The organism is Cyanobacteria bacterium QS_8_64_29, from assembly GCA_003022125.1.
Taxonomy (GTDB): Bacteria; Cyanobacteriota; Cyanobacteriia; order Cyanobacteriales; family Rubidibacteraceae; genus QS-8-64-29.
On record PXQH01000053.1, the window covers coordinates 1 to 16,232 of the forward strand.

Consider the following 16,232-nt stretch of genomic DNA (forward strand, 5'->3'; position numbering starts at 1 on the left):
AGCTCTCGGAGCAGACCATCCGCTCGCTCACCAATTGGAAGTTCATCCGGCAAGCGGTCCGCGCCGCCAAAACAGTGCAATATTATTAGTAATTGGTATAAGATTGAACTTGGGCCCACTGGTGGCAACCGGTCGCATCTGCTTCAAGATCGTTCATGGCGAAACGCGACGATCGCTCGCAGCACGCAATTGTCGGGCTACAGGCCCCGAGCCAACCCCTCGAGTCCAACGTTGATGGCGCCCGGCTGCTGGCCCATATGGCAAGCCAGATGCAGCGCTCGGCGCCGTTTGAGGCCATTCTCGAGACCGCTGTGACCCAGCTGCAGGCAGGGCTGGGTAGCGATCGCGCCATGGCGTACCGTTTTGAGCCCGATGGGAATGGTTCGGTCGCGGCCGAAGCACTTGCTAGCAGCGCCCGGCCGGCCCAGCCGAGACGTCGCTCATTGCCCCCATCCAACGGGCAGACCATTGCTGGGGCTTGCTCGCCATCCAGCAGGCAGCACCCCGGGCGTGGCAGCGCTTCGAGCGCGAGCTGCTCTGGCAGGTCGCGGTACAGCTCTCGGTTGCGCTCAAGCTGGCCGATACGGAGGCAGCCCGGCAAGCCAGCGAGCGCGAGCGGGCCGAGAATGCGCTGCGCGCTTCCGAAGAGCAGTTCCGCGCGCTTAGCGAGAGTGCGCCGGTAGGCATCTTCAGGGCCGACGTTAACGGCCAGATTACCTACGTCAACCCTCAAGCCCAGGCCATCGGCGGCTACACCTTTGAGGAAGCCCTGGGGCAAGGCTGGGTGCGCTTCGTCCATCCCGAAGACCGCGAGCACGTGGTGGCGGCGCTATCGCAAGCGGTGCAAACGGGCGAGCCCAGTGCCGCCGATTTCCGCTACCAGCACCGCGACGGCACCATCTGCTGGGTCAGCGGCCGCGTGCAACCCGTGCGCGATCGCAACCGGCGGCTGCTGGGCTACATGGGCACCTTAGAAGACATTACCGAGCGCAAGCAGGCCCAGCAGGCACTGCAGCAGCGGGCCGAGCGCGAGCGCTTGTTTGCCCAAATGGCGCGCACCATTTCCGAGTCGCTGGACCTGGACGCGATCTTGGATGCGGCCGTTGCCGAGCTGCGCCATCACTTTGGCTGTGATCGCGCCATTGTCTACCGCTTTCATGCCAACTGGAGCGGCTCGGTGGTCGCCGAATCGGTGGGCGATGGGTGGCGTTCGCTGTTGGGCGAGCACGACGACGACCCCTGCTTCCGCGAGGGCTACGCCCGCCTCTACTGCCAGGGGCGCTACCACGCCGTCACCGACTGCCACCAAGCCCCGCTCTCCCCCTGCCACCGCACCCGGCTGGCCGGGTTTCAGGTGCGTGCCCATTTGGTTGTCCTCATTACCGACGGCCGCACGCTCTGGGGCCTGCTGGCCGTCCAGCACTGCGCGCAGCCCTATACGTGGTCGGAACTGGAGATCGAGCTGCTGCGCGGGCTAGCTGCCCAACTCAACGTTGCGCTGCAAAAGGCCGATCTCTACCGCCAGCTCGAGGCGGTCAACCAAGATTTGCACAGCCAGGCCACCCACGATGCCCTGACCAACCTGGCCAACCGGGCGGCCTTCGATCGCTACTTGCACCAGGAGTGGGAGCGCCTGCGGCGCTCGCAAGCCCCGCTGTCGGTCATCCTGTGCGATCTGGATGGATTCAAGGCCCTCAATGACGGCTGGGGCTACCCCGCCGGCGATGCCGCCCTGCAGCAAGTGGCGCAGCTGCTGCAGGACTCGGTGCGGCGAGCGGGGGATCTGGCGGCTCGCCTGGGTGGCGATGAGTTTGCTTGCCTGCTGCCCGAGACGCCGCTAGCGGCGGCCCGCTCGGTGGCTGAGCGCCTGTGCCAGGGGGTCTGCGATCTGGATTTGCGCTACCAGGGCGAGCGCTTGCCGGGGCTGACGCTGAGCGTCGGGGTTACCAGCATCGTGCCCAATGCCACCGAGTCGCCCGAGGCGCTCGTAACGCTGGCCGATCAGGCCCTCTACCAGGTCAAAGCCCAAGGCGGCAATGGCGTTGTTGCCGAGTGGGCCCGCACGCTCTCCAACTGATGCGCGCTCGCCACCCGACAATTGCAACGGCTGCATGCGCTGCAGCCCGCGGGCGGGCAGGCTAGAATGCAATTGCTGCCACCAGCTGCAAATGCCGCCCGCCCAACTGCTAATTGTTGAAGACGAGCTGCTGCTGGGCAAGCGCTTGGCCCACCAGTTGCAGGCGTTGGGCTATGCCGTTACGGATATTGTGGCCTCGGGCCAAGAAGCGCTCGAGCGTGCCGAGAGCAACCCGCCCGATCTGGTCCTGATGGACATTGCCCTCAAAGGCGATCGCGACGGCATCGAGACAGCTGCCCAACTGCGCGAGCGCGCTGACATCCCGCTGGTGTATCTGACCGCTTACGCCGATGAGGCCACCCTGGCGCGCGCCGAGGCCACAGGCGCCTACGGCTACTTGCTCAAGCCCTACAAAGAACGCGAGCTGCACGCCACCATCAAGCTCGCCCTACAAACGCACTGCCAGCAGCGCCAGGCACGCGCGCAAACCCAGCAGGACTACGGCCAGCTGCTGCAGCAGACCGAAGCCCAGCTCAATTACCTCGTCCGCCACGACGGTGCGACCGGCTTGCCCAACCGCTTGGCCCTGCGCGAGCAGTTCGAGCGTGCCGTGACCTACCGCGACCGGCAAACGCCCCTGCCGGTGCTGTTTGTCTCGCCGGATCGTTTCCGCCGCATTGGCGAGAGCCTGGGCCAGCAGGCCAGCGACGCGCTCGCTGCCGCGATCGCCGAGCGCCTGCGGGCGTGCCTGGAGGCCGGCGACCTGCTGGCATCGCCCGAGCCCAACTGCTTGGCCGCTATTGCCAACAGCGGGCAGGGCCCGCAGGATGCCGCCCAGCTGGCCCGCATTCTCATCGAGGCCTTGCATGCCCCCTTTGAGCTGGCGGAGCGCGAAGTGTTTCTCACCGCCAGCGTGGGCATTGCGCTCTACCCGCGCGATGGCACGCAGCTGGATGTGTTGCTCGCGCGCGCCAAAACAGCTGCCGAGCAGGTTCAATCGGGAGGCGGTGATCGCCACGGCTTTTACGATTCGCGTTGGGATGCAACCAGCACCGACCGCCTGACACTGGAGACGGCGCTGCGCTATGCCCTCGAGCGCGAGGAACTGTACTTGTGCTACCAACCCTGCATTGATGCGCGCACCGGCAAGCTGGTCGGCGCCGAAGCCCTACTGCGCTGGCAGCACCCCAGCTGGGGCAACATTCCGCCGGGCCGCTTTATTCCCATTGCCGAGGAAATCGGCGCCATTGGAACAATCGGCGAGTGGGTCCTGCGCACGGCCTGCCGGCAGTTCGCCCACTGGAACGCGCAGCTGCGATCGCCGCTGCAAGTGGCGATCAACCTCTCGGCCCGGCAGTTCGACCGCGCCGATTTGGCCCAAAACCTATCCGCCATTTGCCAGGAAGCGGGGCTCAATCCCCGCAACCTCGAGCTGGAGGTCACCGAGACGCTGCTGGTGCAAGATATTGACCGCGCCCGGCAGCAGCTCGCGCAGTTGAGCCAGCTTGGGATTGCAACTGCGCTCGATGACTTTGGCACGGGCTACGCCTCGCTTAACTACCTCAAGCAGCTGCCGTTCCAGACCCTCAAAATCGATCGCGCCTTCGTGCAAAACCTCAACACTGACCGGCACAACGCCGCCATTGCTGTGGCCATCATGCAAATGGCCGAGCGCCTCAATTTGCGCATCGTGGCCGAGGGCCTCGAGACCGAAGCCGAGCTGCAATTCCTGCAGCAGCATCCCTGCCACGAGCTGCAAGGGTTTTTGCTCTCTCCTCCTCTGCCGAGCAAGTCGTTCGAGCGGCAGTTCGTCCGCCAGGCCTGGCGCTCCCACTTACCTGGCTAGCCAACCGCAGCCTGCGCGCCCCTACCGTTAGGCTGATGTTGTGCCAATGTTACTCGGCATAAACTATCTGGTGGGTAACATTGGCAGCACCGCTCCAACAGGACCATGGCACGTGCCGCGGAGACAGCGGATCTTGCAGAGACCGCTCGCAAGCAACAGAGCTGGCAGCTGCTCTGCCAGTACCAACAATCGCCCAATTTGGCCGTTCGCAACCGGCTGGTGACGCTCAACTACGGCCTGGTCAAAAAGGAGGCCCGCCACTGGCGCCAGCAGTGCCGCGAGCCCTATGAAGACCTGTTGCAAGTGGGCTCCCTGGGGCTGATCCGTGCTATCGAGCGCTTCGATGCCAGCCGGGGCCGCGCCTTCAGCTCGCTGGCCGTTCCCTAAATCCGCGGCGAGATCCAGCACTACCTGCGCGATCGCGGCACGCCCATTCGCCTCCCGCGCCGCTGGCTGGCGCTGCGGCAGCAGGCCGTGACCGCAACGCAGCAGCTGCAACAGTCGCTGGCACGCCCGCCCAGCGAGGCCGAGGTTGCCGCACAGCTCGGCATCACCCTGGCCGAGTGGCAGGAGATTGAGCTGGCGCTGCAAAACCGCGAGCCCCTGAGCCTGGAAGCCCCGGCAAGCAGCGAGGAGGGCGAGGCTAGCTGCCTGGCCGAGCGCATCCCCGATCCGCAGTACCGCAGCTTCGAGCTGGCCCAAGCCGATCACCTCTGGTTGCAACAGTCGCTGGCCCAGCTTGAGGCCCGCACGCGCCAGGTGCTGGAGTTCGTGTTTTTACAAGACCTAACACAAAAAGAGACGGCCCGCCAGTTGGGGATTAGCGCCATTACCGTCTCGCGCCAGATCAAAAAAGGCCTGCAAACGCTGCAAGCCGGCGCGCCTGAAGGGTAGCGATCGCGTCGCGGCGCGTTACGGGCTATGCGATCGACGAAACATCAAAGTTATAATAAGACTACTAACTGATTAGTGCTGTTCATAACAGCTAGGGTGGCTACGTGACCCATTCCTCCGAGCCATCAGCCATCCCGTCAGGCCAGTGCGATCGCCCCACTAGCTGGGCCCAACGCTTCCAACAAACCGTCGAGCGGGTCCGCGACCGGCTAGAGGTAGACCGGATGGCGCTCTACCGCTTCGCAGGCGACGGCAGCGGCGAGATCGTGGCCGAGGCCCGCCAAGCCAACGTCCTGCCCTCACTGCACGGGTACTGCTTCCCGCGCGAGAGCATTCCCACGCGGGCGCGGGAGGCCTACCTGCGCCACGGGCAGCAAGTCATTATCGACCTTGATAGCGAACGCAAAACGCTGGCGCAGTGGCCCATCCAGCCGGGCAGCAGCGAACAGCGCTACGAGTGGGTGGACCCGTGCCACCTGCACTACCTGCGCGCCATGGGCGTTCGCGCCTCGCTAACCGTGCCGGTCATCTATCAGGATGCGCTGTGGGGCTTGCTGGCGGTCCACCACAGCCAAAGCGCCACTTTGCCCAGGCTGAGCTGCAAGCCGTGCAACTGCAGGTGGGCGAGCTGTTGGTTGCCCTCACCGCCGCCGATTGCGACGAACGCGCGCAATGGCGGCAGCGCGAGGCCGAGATTGCCCGGCAGATCGAGGAGCTACTACAGACCCATGACGAGGGCCCCTTGCCCGGTCAGGCGCTGCTGGCAGCCTGCACGCGCGGGCTGGATGTGGATGGCGCCCGACTCTATTTAGACTTGCAGGCCTCCGGCCAAGGCACGCAGCTGCACACAATTGGTATGCAACCGGAGACCACCCCGGCAGTGGCGCTTCCGGCTTGGGAAGGGGCGCTCGAGCGCGAGGCGCTGGACGGCGAGAACCAGCCAGCGGGCATGGCACTCCCCTATTGGGCGCTGGATGCTGAGCGGCTGTCGCAACTGCCCCAGCTCGAGGCCTTGCTGAGCGGGACGCCTATTGAGCGTGCGCTGACCATTGCCCTGCAGTCGCGGCGGCAGCGCGTGGGCTACCTGAGCCTGTTTCGCGCGGCGCGCCCCCAGACCGTGCACTGGCTCGGCTGGAGCGATCCGCCAGGCGAGCGGGGCCGCGCGCCCGGCGAACTCCAGAGCTGGCAAGAGCAGCACCGCACCGCGCCCGCCTGGAGCCCCAACACCATTGCGCTGCTGCAGTCAGCCGCGCAATCGCTGCACGTGGGCATCGTGCGCAACCAAATCCAGGTCATGTCGGCGCAGGCAGCGGCGTACGACGCGCTCACCGAGCTACCCAACTGGGAGCTGATGCAAAAGCGCTTGGCCTGGGCCGTGCAGCACGCGCACCAGAGCGGCGCGGTCATGGCCGTTGCCGTGGTGGATCTGAACCGCTTTCGCAGCTTTAATGCCAGTTTCGGCCACGCTATCTGCAATGGGTTTTTGCGCCAAATCGCGCAGCGCCTGCGCGACTTCAGCCAGCGATATGCCCCAACCGATCGGCCGGTTGGCCCGGTCGTGGGCCGCTGTCACGGCGATCGCTTTTTGGGCCTGTTCCCATACGCCAACAGCCTTGAGGCGGCTCACCAGCTCGGCCAGGAGCTGACGGAACTGTTCCGCTCGCCGGTATCCCCGCCGGAGGGGGTAGGGCAGGATGTTTATGTTTATGTGAGCGCCAGCGTGGGAATCGCGCTCATCCCCTACGACGGCGACTCGGTGGATGGGGCCTTGCAACGGGCCGAAGCAGCCCAGCAGGAAGCCAAGCGGCACGGGGACAATGCCTACCGCCTGTACGCCGATACCACTGGCGAAGCGGAGGTGGGCGACCCCTACCTGGAATCGGAGCTGCGGCAAGCCATCGGGCGCGAAGAGCTGCGGCTGCGCTATCAGCCCCAACTGGATGCCGCAACCGGGCAAGTTGTGGGCGTCGAGGCCTTGGTGCGCTGGCAGCACCCGCGCTGGGGCCAAGTCTCGCCGGGCAAATTCATCCCGCTGGCCGAGCAGACCGGGCTCATCCACGCCATCGACGACTGGGTGCTGCAGCACGCCTGCGTGCAGCAGGTGCGCTGGGTGCAGCAAGGGTGGCCGCTGCGGATGTCGGTCAATCTCTCGGCGCTGCAGCTGCAAGATCCCGAGTTAGCACCCCGGGTGGCCCAGATCCTGCAAGATACTGGGATAGCGGCGAGTTGCCTAGAACTTGAGATTACCGAAAAAGTCGCCATTGAAGACCGCAAGCACACCCGCGCCAACCTGCGCGCGCTGCGGCAGCTAGGGGTGCGCATTGCGCTGGATGATTCCGGGCAGGGCTACTCGGCGCTGGGCGTCTTACGCTACCTGCCCATCGACACGCTCAAGGTGGATCGCGTTTTTGTCGAAGCTGCCCTGCAGTCGAACGAGGACGCCGCCATCGTCCGCACCATCATTGAGTTGGGCCACCACCTGGGCTTGACCGTTTTGGCTGAGGGCATTGAGACGGGCGAGCAGCGCGATTTGCTCGATCGGTTGGGGTGCGATTGCTTGCAGGGGTATTTGTTTGGAATGCCGCAATCGGCCCAGGCCCTGTGGCAGCAGCAGGCGCAGCTGCAGCGCGAGGCCGTGCCCCAAAAAGGCATTGCCAAACTGGCGCCCCCGAGCGTTCCAGCCTCGAGCGGGGCCCCGCCTGCTCGGGGGGGACCAGCGAGGAAGCGGAGGCCCTATCGGGTCAAGCGGCCGAGTACGAGCGGCTCAACCAGGAGTTGCGGCAGCAGCTGCGCCGCGAGCAGCTCGTCATCCAATTGGCGCAGAAGATCCGCGACTCGCTCGATTTGGCGGATGTGCTCAGCGTCACGGTAACCGAGGTCCGCACGCTGCTGCAAACGGATCGGGTGCTGCTCTACCGCTTGGCCCCTGATCGCAGCGGCCAGATCGTCCAGGAGTCGGTGCTGCCGGACTGCCTGTCCCTAAAAGGCGACTGGCTCAGCGACAGCTGCTTCCCCGAGGCCTACGTGGAGCAGTACCGCCAGGGGCGGGTGCGCGCCATTGAGGACGTCGAGCAAGCAGGCCTGAGCGACTGCCACCGGCGGATGCTCGCCGATCGCGGCGTGCGCGCCGATTTGATCGTGCCGGTGGTCTATCGCGAACACCTTTGGGGGCTACTGGTTGCCCATCACTGCCGGGGACCGCGCCAGTGGTGCCAGCACGAGATTGCGCTGCTGAGCGAGCTGGCCACCCACGCCGGCATTGCCATCTACCAGAGCGAGCTCTACCAGCAGCTCGAGACCGCCAACCAACAGCTGCGGGAGCTGGCTGGCCGGGACGCGCTGACGCAACTGGCCAACCGCGCGAGCTTCGATCGCTACCTGCGCCAGGAGTGGGACCGCCTGCAGCGCTCGCAAGCGCCGCTGTCGGTCGTCCTATGCGATCTGGGATCTGGATGGGTTTAAGGGGCTCAACGATGCCTGGGGCCACCCGGCTGGCGATGCCGCCCTACAGCAGGTGGCGCAAGCCCTACAGGGCTCGGTGGGGCGCGCGGCGGACTTAGTCGCCCGCTACGGCGGCGACGAATTTGCCCTGGTGCTGCCCGAGACCCCCCTAGAGGGCGCGCAGCAGGTGGCCGAGCGCGCGTGCCAGGCCATTCGCAACCTTGTCCTGACGTACGACGGCAATCGCCTGCCTGGCTTAACGCTAAGCGTGGGGACGGCCACGATTGTGCCGAACTCGCAAAAGTCGCCAGAAGAGACCATCGCGCTTGCCGATCGTACCCTCTACTGTGCCAAGGCTACGGGTCGCAATTGCGTCAAAGCCGCTTACTTACGCCAGCGCTGAGCGCGCCCAGTCCCAGGCTGCCAGGGCGTGACGCCATCGCTACTCCATTGTCAGGATAGCCCGCGTAGCCCCGGCAGGAGACGCGAGCGTGGTTCAAGAGCGCGCCTACTGGCTGGCCTGGTCCCAGGTGCCGGGCATGGGGGCCGTCTCGCTGCAGCGCCTCTGGCAGCACTTTGGCACGCTCTCGGCCGCCTGGGCGGCCCCAGCCGGGCAGCTCAAGACCGTCGAGGGGATGGGCGAGCGCACGGTGGCAGCCGCCCTGGAGGCGCGATTGCGCCTGGACCCGCCGGCGCTGCTGGCGCAGCACCGCCAGCACAACCCGCATTTCTGGACCCCTGAGGATGGGGCGTATCCGCGCTTGCTGCGCGAGATCCCCAGCCCGCCGCCGCTGCTTTACTACGCCGGCCAGCCCCAACCCGAGGCGAGCGCCGCAGTCGACATTGTGGGCACGCGCTCGCCGAGCGAGTACGGCCGGCGCTGGACCCGCCAGCTCAGCGCGGCGCTCGCCCGGCACGGCATCACTGTCATCTCGGGGCTGGCGGCCGGCATTGACGCGGAGGCCCACCGCGGCTGTCTGGCGGCTGGCGGGCGCACCATTGCGGTGTTTGGGACGGGGCTGGATCGGGTCTATCCGGCCAACCACCGCTCGCTGGCGCACCAAATCCGCGATCGCGGCTTGCTGCTGAGCGAGTACCCGGCCGGCACCCCGCCAGAGAAAGGCAATTTTCCCGCGCGCAACCGCATCATTGCTGGACTCGCCCGCGCGGTCCTTGTGACCGAGGCCCCGCCGCAATCGGGCGCGCTCATCACCGCCCGGCAAGCCAACGAGTTCGGTCGCGACGTCTACGCCCTACCGGGCTCGCTGGATAGCGAGCCCTCCCTGGGTTGTTTGGATCTGCTCAACCAGGGGGCCTACGCCGTGCTGGGCGAGTCGCACCTGCTGGAGCTGTTGGGGACCATGCCGCAGCTCGATGCCCCCAGCGCCTCGCCTGCCCCCCAAGCACCGCCGGCCGATCTGGATCCAACAGCAGCGCAAGTTCTGGATGCCGTTGCGGGCGAGCCCACCCCCTTCGATGCCATCGTCAGCGCCACCGGCCTGTCAGCCAACGCCGTCTCGAGCGCGCTGCTGCAGCTCGAGCTCAAGGGCCTGGTCGCCCAGCAACCGGGCCAGCGCTACCAGCGCCAGTAACGGGCACTGGCCCAACGGCCCTTTTTAAGATGGAATTAACGTTTCTTAACAGCTTGCGCTCATGGCTCCAGCCTCGCGGCGCGTTGCTGTCGTTGGCGCTGGCATTGGCAGCCTAACCGCCGGTGCCCTGCTGGCCAGCCGCGGCCACACCGTCACCGTCTGCGATTGCGCCCTTTGTCCCCGGCGGCTGCGCTTCAACGTTCAAGCGGCGCGGTTTCACCTTTGATGTGGGCGCCACCCAGGTGGCCGGACTGGAACCAGGCGGCATCCACCGCCAGATCTTTGAGGCGTTGGGGGTCGAGCCGCCGGCCGCCACCCCCTGCAATCCGGCTTGCGCGGTCTATCTGCCCGGCGAGACCGAGCCCATCCGCGTCTGGCGCGATCCCGCACGCTGGCGGCAAGAGCGGCAGCGCCAGTTCCCCGGCAGCGAGCCCTTCTAGCAGCTCATGGAAGCCCTGTTTGAAGCGAGCTGGCGCTTCCAGGGGCGCCACCCTGTGCTGCCGCCGCGCAACCTCTGGGACATGGGGCAGCTGCTGGCCGCCGTCCGCCCCGATACGCTGCTGACGCTACCGTTTGTGCCCTGGAGCGTAGCGGATGCCCTCAAAGCGCAGCGCCTCTACAGCCAGCAGCGCCTGCGCACATTTTTGGACCTGCAGCTCAAGCTCTACTCCCAAGTTAGTGTAGAAGAGACAGCCCTGCTGTACGCGGCAACGGCGCTGCGCATCAACCTGGCACCCCAGGGGGTCTACCACCTCCAGGGCAGCATGCAGGCGTTGAGCGCGGCGCTGGTGAAAGCGCTCGAGCGCCACGGCGGCCAGCTGCGGCCGGGGTGCGCGGTGGATCGCATTCACTTTTGTCGCGGGCGGGCCAGCGGCATTACCCTGCGCCGGCTCAAAACCGGGCGCTGCTGGTGCGAAACGGCCGATGAGGTAGTGGCCAACGTCCCGGTCCAAAACCTCCTGGGGCTGCTAGCTGACGCCGAGGCCGATCCGGCCGGTCTTCAGCAGCGGCTCGCGCGCTGGCAGCTGCGCGGCTACGCCCGACGCGTCGCCCGCCTGCCACGCCCCTCGGGGGCGTTCGTGCTCTATCTGGGAGTGGATCGCCGGGCCCTGCCGGCCAATTGTCCGCCCCACTTGCAGCTGTTGGCCGATGGCGACGGCCCCGTGGGCGAGCAGAACTCGCTGTTTGTCTCGGTCAGCCAAGCCGGCGACGGCCGCGCGCCTGCCGGATGCGCCACCATTACCGCTTCCGCATTTACAGATCCGCAGCTGTGATGGCTCGAGACCCAAGCCGCCTACGAAGCCCGCAAGCAAGCCTACACCGACAGCGCGCTGGCGCAACTGCGCCGCTACTTCACCCTCACCCCGGAGACGATCCGCCACCAGGAAGCCGCAACGCCGCTGACCTTCGCCCGCTTCACCGGGCGCGCGTGGGGCTACATGGGCGGGGTGGGCCAGCGCGTGCGGACCTTCGGCCCGTTTGGGTTTGCCACGCGCACGCCCGTGCGCCACCTGTGGCTGGTGGGCGATTCCACCCATCCCGGGGAGGGCACCGCCGGCGTGAGCTACTCGGCGCTCACCGCCGTCCGCCAGATCGAGGCCGGCTAGCGCCAGGCATTGCCCCACTGGTGGCGCCGGAAGCAGCGCTCGACACCGCTATCCTACAGCCGCTTGGGGAGCTCGCGGTCCACCTCGGGGAAGTAGCGGCGAATGACCGAGCAGTCGAACTGGGACAGAATGGCCGAGGCCGGCTCGCGCTCGAGCAAAAACGCAAACGCCGCCCGCACCACCTGCTCGGGATCGCCCTGGCTACCCGCCCAACGCTCGCAGTCCTCGCGGCTGAGCGTGACCGCGTATTGGTGCTGGGATCCGCCCTCGGTGAGCTTGACTTGGTAGGACCAGCCGTTGTCAGTCTCGCCTGCAGATTCAATCGCAATCTCGGCCATGGGTTCCTCCCCTATTGCGGCTGTTCTCCATCAGGATAATGCCTGCCAGCGGCAGCGCCGGCTAGCCGTCCCGCTCGCTTGCCGCCAGCGCGGGGAGCGATTCCCGCACCGCCAACCATCCCGGGGGCAAATCTTGGGCGGCCGGCGCCACAATCCCGCCCGCAATGGCGCAGGTGGTATCGCGATCGCCCAGGCCGCTGGCGGTGGCCCAAAACGCCTCCGGATAGCTGTCGAGATGGCGGGCAGCGCACCAGATTGCAAACGGCACCGTGTCTTGGGCCGAGACGCGCTCGCCAGCGCCCAACTGCGCTGCCACTGAGGGGGGCGAGCGCTCGTACGGGATCGCTGCCGCTCGCTCGAGCCCGCGGCGCGTTTCGCCCTTGGGGACCCACGCCAGCAGCTGCGACCAAAATGGCGCTTGCCGCCCGCGCTCGCCTTGCCCGATGCAAGTAGCGATGGCCGCCGCGATCGCCACGGCAATGGAGCCGGCAATCCCTTCCGGATGGCTGTGGGTCACCCGCGCTGAGCGCTCGGCATCCTCGCGCGCTGCTGCCAGATCCTGGCCCCAGTAAGCGCCCACCGGCGCCACCCGCATGGCGCCGCCGTTGCCGTAGGAACCGCTGCCGCCAAACAGCCGGCCGGACTCGGTTTGCCAGTCAGCGCCCTGTTGAAAGGCCTGCAGCAGCCGGTGGGCGCCCGGGCCGTAACTGCGCCAAGGCGTATAGCGGCGCGCAAAGGCTTGCGCCAGGGCATCCGGCTCGATGCGGCCGTATTGGGCCAATACCTCGACCACCGACAGCGCCATTTCCGTATCGTCGGTGTAAGACCACGGCGCTGCCGGCAGCTCGCGCCGCTCGAGGCGCTGCTGCGCGTCCCTGCCAAAAAAGCGCTCGCCTAAGGCATCGCCCACAGATAGGCCATCCAAGGACTGGTACGCAAGGGCTAGGAAGGGCATGGGCCGGCCGGTCAAGGCGCTGACAGCTTGCAACCTTAGCGCGCCCCAGCTATTGACAGCTGCTTGCTACCCTGCTGCTGGGCGGAGCGCGGCAACGCCCGAGCTAACGCAACAGGCCAGACCCCATGACCGTCGCCAAACCCGTTTTGACCCCGCGAGGCGGCCGCCAGTTTGAGTACCTGAGCGTCACCTACAAGCTGGCCGGTGGGCGGCCCTCTAGGACGCTCAGCGACCTGTCCGTCGATGGAACGCGCGCCTTGCCCGCCGATGCGCACCCGCTGCAGTGGCCCACCACCGAAGCCGAGCTGCTGGCCCAATTGGGCGAGGCCGGTTGGCAGCTAGTGGGCTACGCGCTGGATGCGAGCCGGGGCGAGCACTACGCCAAGTTCTTGCGGGAGGTGACTCAGGGCCAAGCCGGGATCTAGCATGGGGCTAGATGTAGCGTGCGATCGCCGCGTCGGGAGTCCCAGCCGTGGCCATTATCGCCATCCGGGCCTGGTACCTGGCCCACTACGAACCGATTGCGGAGCTCGTCCAGCGCCCCCACGACCTGCGCCTCAATAAGGTCAGCTTGCTCAAATCGGGGCTGCGCGCTGACTTTTTGAACGAGCGCGACGAGGTGCAGCGCGCTACCTGGTTCCAGCGCTACCTGGAGGGCGAGACAGTCGAGTTCTACATTGAAGGCAGCGGCGGCTATACCATCGCCAACATCGATCTGGTCTCCCACGAGATCTATTTCACCCAGCAGGCCATTGCCGCCTGGCTGGAGCCCACCATTTATTTGAGCTATCAGGGCGAGTACGAGCCCGCCAGTCAGGCGCTGCGAGAGTCGCTCGAGAGCGCGATCGCCACGCTCAATCCGCGCTCGCGCTTGTCGCTATCGCTAGAGGAGTCACCGCGCCCGCGCAACGCCCCCATGCGGATTGGCGCGAGCCAGCTGCGGCGCATCCGCAAGTGCCTGCTGTTCGTCGCCGATGCCACCCCGGTTGCCACCGGGCAACACGCGCGCTCGCTGCCCAGCCCGCTGCCCTGCCTCGAGCTGGGCCACGCCATCCAGAGCAAGCAACCTAACCAGATCCTGCTGGCTAGCATGGCGCGCGAGGGCGACGGCCAGTCCCCCTTCGAGCTCCCCGACTACAAGCAGCTGCAGTTCGCCACGCGCGAGGAACTGCAGCAGACGCTGCCATCGCTGCTGGAGTCGCTGCTGCAGCGGTTTCGGTTGTTTGCGTAAGATTGGGCTGGTGGCGTTCGCAGGCACCCCATGATTCTGTTAGGCCGCGTTGTCGCCGACGCCTCCACCCTCATCCCTGACGGCGCTGTTGCCGTCGAGGGCTCGGCGATCGCGGCGGTGGGCGATCACGCAGCCATCCTGGAGCAATACCCTCACCACGCCCAACAGCACTACGACATCCTCATGCCCGGCCAGGTGGGGGCGCACCTCCACTCGGTGCAGAGCTTGGGCCGCGGGCTTGCCGACGACGTAGACCTGCTGGACTGGCTGTTTGAGGCCATCCTGCCGCTGGAGGCAACGCTAACGGCCCACCAGATGGAGGTTGCCGCCCGATTGGGCTACCTCGAGCTGATCGAGAGCGGCACGACCACCGCCATCGACCATCTCTCGGTTGCCCACGCTGATCGCGCCTTCAAAGCCGCCAGCGAGATGGGCATCCGCGGCGTCCTGGGCAAAGTGCTGATGGACCGGCGATCGCCCCAAGGCCTGCTGGAAGCAACGGACGAGGCTTTGGCCCAGTCGGAGCGGCTCATCCAGCAGTATCACGGTGCCTGCGGCGATCGCATCCGGTACGCGGTGACGCCGCGCTTTGCGCTCTCGTGTAGCGAAGCTTGCCTGCGCCGCTCGCGCGAGCTGGCCGATGCCTACAACGGCGTGCGCCTCCACACCCACGCCAGCGAGAACCGGCGCGAGATCGCGGCTGTTGAGGGCGAGACCGGCCAGCGCAACATCCACTGGCTCGACGAGCTCGGCCTAACGGGCGAGGATGTCGTGCTCGCCCACTGCGTCTGGACCCAGCCATCCGAGCGCGAGGTGCTGGCCCGGACGGGGACGCACGTGGTGCACTGCCCCTCGTCCAACATGAAGCTGGCCAGCGGTACTGCCCCCATAGCGGACTACCTCAAGCGGGGCATCAACGTCGCGCTAGGCAACGATGGCCCGCCCTGCAACAACACCTTGGACCCGTTCACCGAGATGCGGCAGGCCGGCCTGCTGGGCAAGGTAGCCTCGCTGGATCCCACCGTACTGTCCGCCCAGACGCTGTTTGAAATGGCCACTGTCAACGGCGCGCGGGCAGCCGGATTCGAGCGGCTCGGCAAGCTCAAGGCAGGTTGGCAGGCGGACATCATTGGCTTGCGAGCGGATATTACGCGCGCAACGCCGTTGCACGACGTGCTCTCGCACCTGGTGTACGGCGCCCGGGCCTCGGATGTGGCCTTCACCATGGTCAATGGCGAGGAGCTGATGCGCGACGGCCGAGTGCTGGTTGCCGATTCAGCTGCCATCCGGGCCGAAGCGCAGGCGATCGCGGAGCGTCTGGACCTGCAACCGGCCCGCCAAAGCGCCCGAGCCGTCAAGCCGTAGTGGTGGCCCGTTCCCAGGTGGATGTCGAGGGCAACCGCCCCATGCAACTCCCCAACGCGAGTGCTGCCATTGTTGATCGGGCTAAACTAACCGACTACTGTCTCAACCCCGAACATCCCCGCGGACGGCATAAGGCCCGCGTTTTTGCGGCGGTGCTGGGTTTGGGGCCAGCAGATGCCGACATGTTGCAGCGCGCGTTAATCGAAGCCGCCCAGGATTACGAGGCCGTTCCGACAGGTACGAATGCGTTTGGCGAGCTTTACACGATCGATTTCCCGCTGTCGGGACCTCGCGGGAGAGCTACGATCCGTAGCAACTGGATTGCACCTCGCGGTGAGAAACGCCCCCGCTTTGTGACCTGCTACCTCCGAGAAGCAGAAAGCAGTACACGCCTAAGCTGATGGCAGAAAGCCTCATGAGTGACGGCAACGGCGTTGCTTTGCTACAAGTTGTGGCCCTAACCGACGATTTGCCCGAACAGCGCTTGCGGCGCGGTCAAGTCGGCACAGTGGTGGAGGCATTGAGCGGCGACCGCTTCCTGGTCGAGTTCAGCGACAACCGCGGCCAAACGTACGCCCTGTTGCCGTTAGCAGCCCATCAACTCTTGCCCCTGCGCTACCAGAGTGACGGCGAGTCCCTTGCGCGGGCTTAACGCTGGATCGGTAGCGATGCGCCGTTCCATTCCGAACGTTCTCCAGTGGCGCGTTTAGCAACTTGCTCGCGTGCGTAGCCGGCGATCTGCAGGCAGAGGCATCTAAACTTCCAAGCCGCAACCGGACAGCTGGTCTTAAGAGCGCCTAACAGAACTTCTGTAGGTGGTTGAACAGGATGAGCGCGCAGCCCAGCTCGAGGAAGGCTTGGTGAATGTCAGCACGCCGCTCATCCC

General features: G+C 66.3%; 14 protein-coding genes and 2 pseudogenes. 14 read left to right on the top strand and 2 right to left on the bottom strand.

Features of this window, described 5'->3' with window-relative positions:
- The first annotated feature begins 478 nt into the window (after positions 1 to 478).
- The 9 genes and pseudogenes from BRC58_08635 (at position 479) to crtD (ending at position 11,457) form a co-directional block, all read left to right on the top strand.
- Positions 479 to 2,077: a hypothetical protein gene (locus BRC58_08635; GenBank protein ID PSP16590.1), complete on the top strand. Its 1,599-nt coding sequence runs from the start codon at positions 479 to 481 to the stop codon at positions 2,075 to 2,077.
- On the top strand, positions 2,037 to 3,923 hold the full coding sequence (locus tag BRC58_08640; GenBank protein PSP16591.1) for a GGDEF domain-containing response regulator: 1,887 nt from the start codon (positions 2,037 to 2,039) through the stop codon (positions 3,921 to 3,923). Before BRC58_08635 ends, BRC58_08640 begins: the two co-directional genes overlap by 41 nt.
- A gap of 105 nt (positions 3,924 to 4,028) precedes the next feature.
- Positions 4,029 to 4,817: pseudogene (locus BRC58_08645) on the top strand (RNA polymerase subunit sigma).
- A 104-nt stretch (positions 4,818 to 4,921) separates the two neighbouring features.
- A complete protein-coding gene (locus tag BRC58_08650) occupies positions 4,922 to 5,629 on the top strand; it encodes a hypothetical protein (protein PSP16592.1) in 708 nt (235 codons plus the stop codon).
- A complete protein-coding gene (locus tag BRC58_08655) occupies positions 5,560 to 7,689 on the top strand; it encodes a hypothetical protein (protein ID PSP16593.1) in 2,130 nt (709 codons plus the stop codon). The genes BRC58_08650 and BRC58_08655 overlap by 70 nt, the downstream gene beginning before the upstream one ends.
- Entirely contained in the window at positions 7,365 to 8,279 is a 915-nt protein-coding gene (locus tag BRC58_08660) for a hypothetical protein (GenBank protein PSP16594.1), read from the top strand. The genes BRC58_08655 and BRC58_08660 overlap by 325 nt, the downstream gene beginning before the upstream one ends.
- Entirely contained in the window at positions 8,188 to 8,661 is a 474-nt protein-coding gene (locus tag BRC58_08665) for a hypothetical protein (protein PSP16595.1), read from the top strand. The genes BRC58_08660 and BRC58_08665 overlap by 92 nt, the downstream gene beginning before the upstream one ends.
- A gap of 88 nt (positions 8,662 to 8,749) precedes the next feature.
- Positions 8,750 to 9,850 (top strand): DNA-protecting protein DprA, encoded by a 1,101-nt coding sequence (gene dprA, locus BRC58_08670; protein PSP16596.1) that lies wholly within the window; start codon positions 8,750 to 8,752, stop codon positions 9,848 to 9,850.
- A 61-nt stretch (positions 9,851 to 9,911) separates the two neighbouring features.
- Positions 9,912 to 11,457: pseudogene (crtD, locus tag BRC58_08675) on the top strand (C-3',4' desaturase CrtD).
- 53 nt (positions 11,458 to 11,510) lie between these two features.
- Here crtD and BRC58_08680 read toward each other — a convergent pair.
- Positions 11,511 to 11,795 (bottom strand): hypothetical protein, encoded by a 285-nt coding sequence (locus BRC58_08680; GenBank protein ID PSP16597.1) that lies wholly within the window; start codon positions 11,793 to 11,795, stop codon positions 11,511 to 11,513.
- A 61-nt stretch (positions 11,796 to 11,856) separates the two neighbouring features.
- Positions 11,857 to 12,750, bottom strand: a complete 894-nt coding sequence (locus BRC58_08685; protein ID PSP16601.1) for a hypothetical protein — start codon at positions 12,748 to 12,750, stop codon at positions 11,857 to 11,859.
- A 125-nt stretch (positions 12,751 to 12,875) separates the two neighbouring features.
- On the opposite strand from BRC58_08685, the gene BRC58_08690 reads away from it, so the two are divergent.
- Genes BRC58_08690 through BRC58_08710 form a run of 5 tightly spaced genes read left to right on the top strand, consistent with a single transcriptional unit; the run spans position 12,876 to position 15,998 of the window.
- A complete protein-coding gene (locus BRC58_08690) occupies positions 12,876 to 13,175 on the top strand; it encodes a hypothetical protein (GenBank protein PSP16598.1) in 300 nt (99 codons plus the stop codon).
- Positions 13,176 to 13,222: 47 nt separating this feature from the next.
- A complete protein-coding gene (locus tag BRC58_08695; GenBank protein ID PSP16599.1) occupies positions 13,223 to 13,981 on the top strand; it encodes a hypothetical protein in 759 nt (252 codons plus the stop codon).
- A gap of 30 nt (positions 13,982 to 14,011) precedes the next feature.
- A complete protein-coding gene (locus tag BRC58_08700) occupies positions 14,012 to 15,346 on the top strand; it encodes an ethylammeline chlorohydrolase (protein PSP16600.1) in 1,335 nt (444 codons plus the stop codon).
- A 41-nt stretch (positions 15,347 to 15,387) separates the two neighbouring features.
- Positions 15,388 to 15,747, top strand: coding sequence for a hypothetical protein (locus tag BRC58_08705; protein PSP16602.1), 360 nt, complete (start codon positions 15,388 to 15,390; stop codon positions 15,745 to 15,747).
- Between the two features lie 14 nt (positions 15,748 to 15,761).
- Entirely contained in the window at positions 15,762 to 15,998 is a 237-nt protein-coding gene (locus BRC58_08710) for a DUF4926 domain-containing protein (protein ID PSP16603.1), read from the top strand.
- The last annotated feature ends 234 nt before the right edge of the window (positions 15,999 to 16,232 follow it).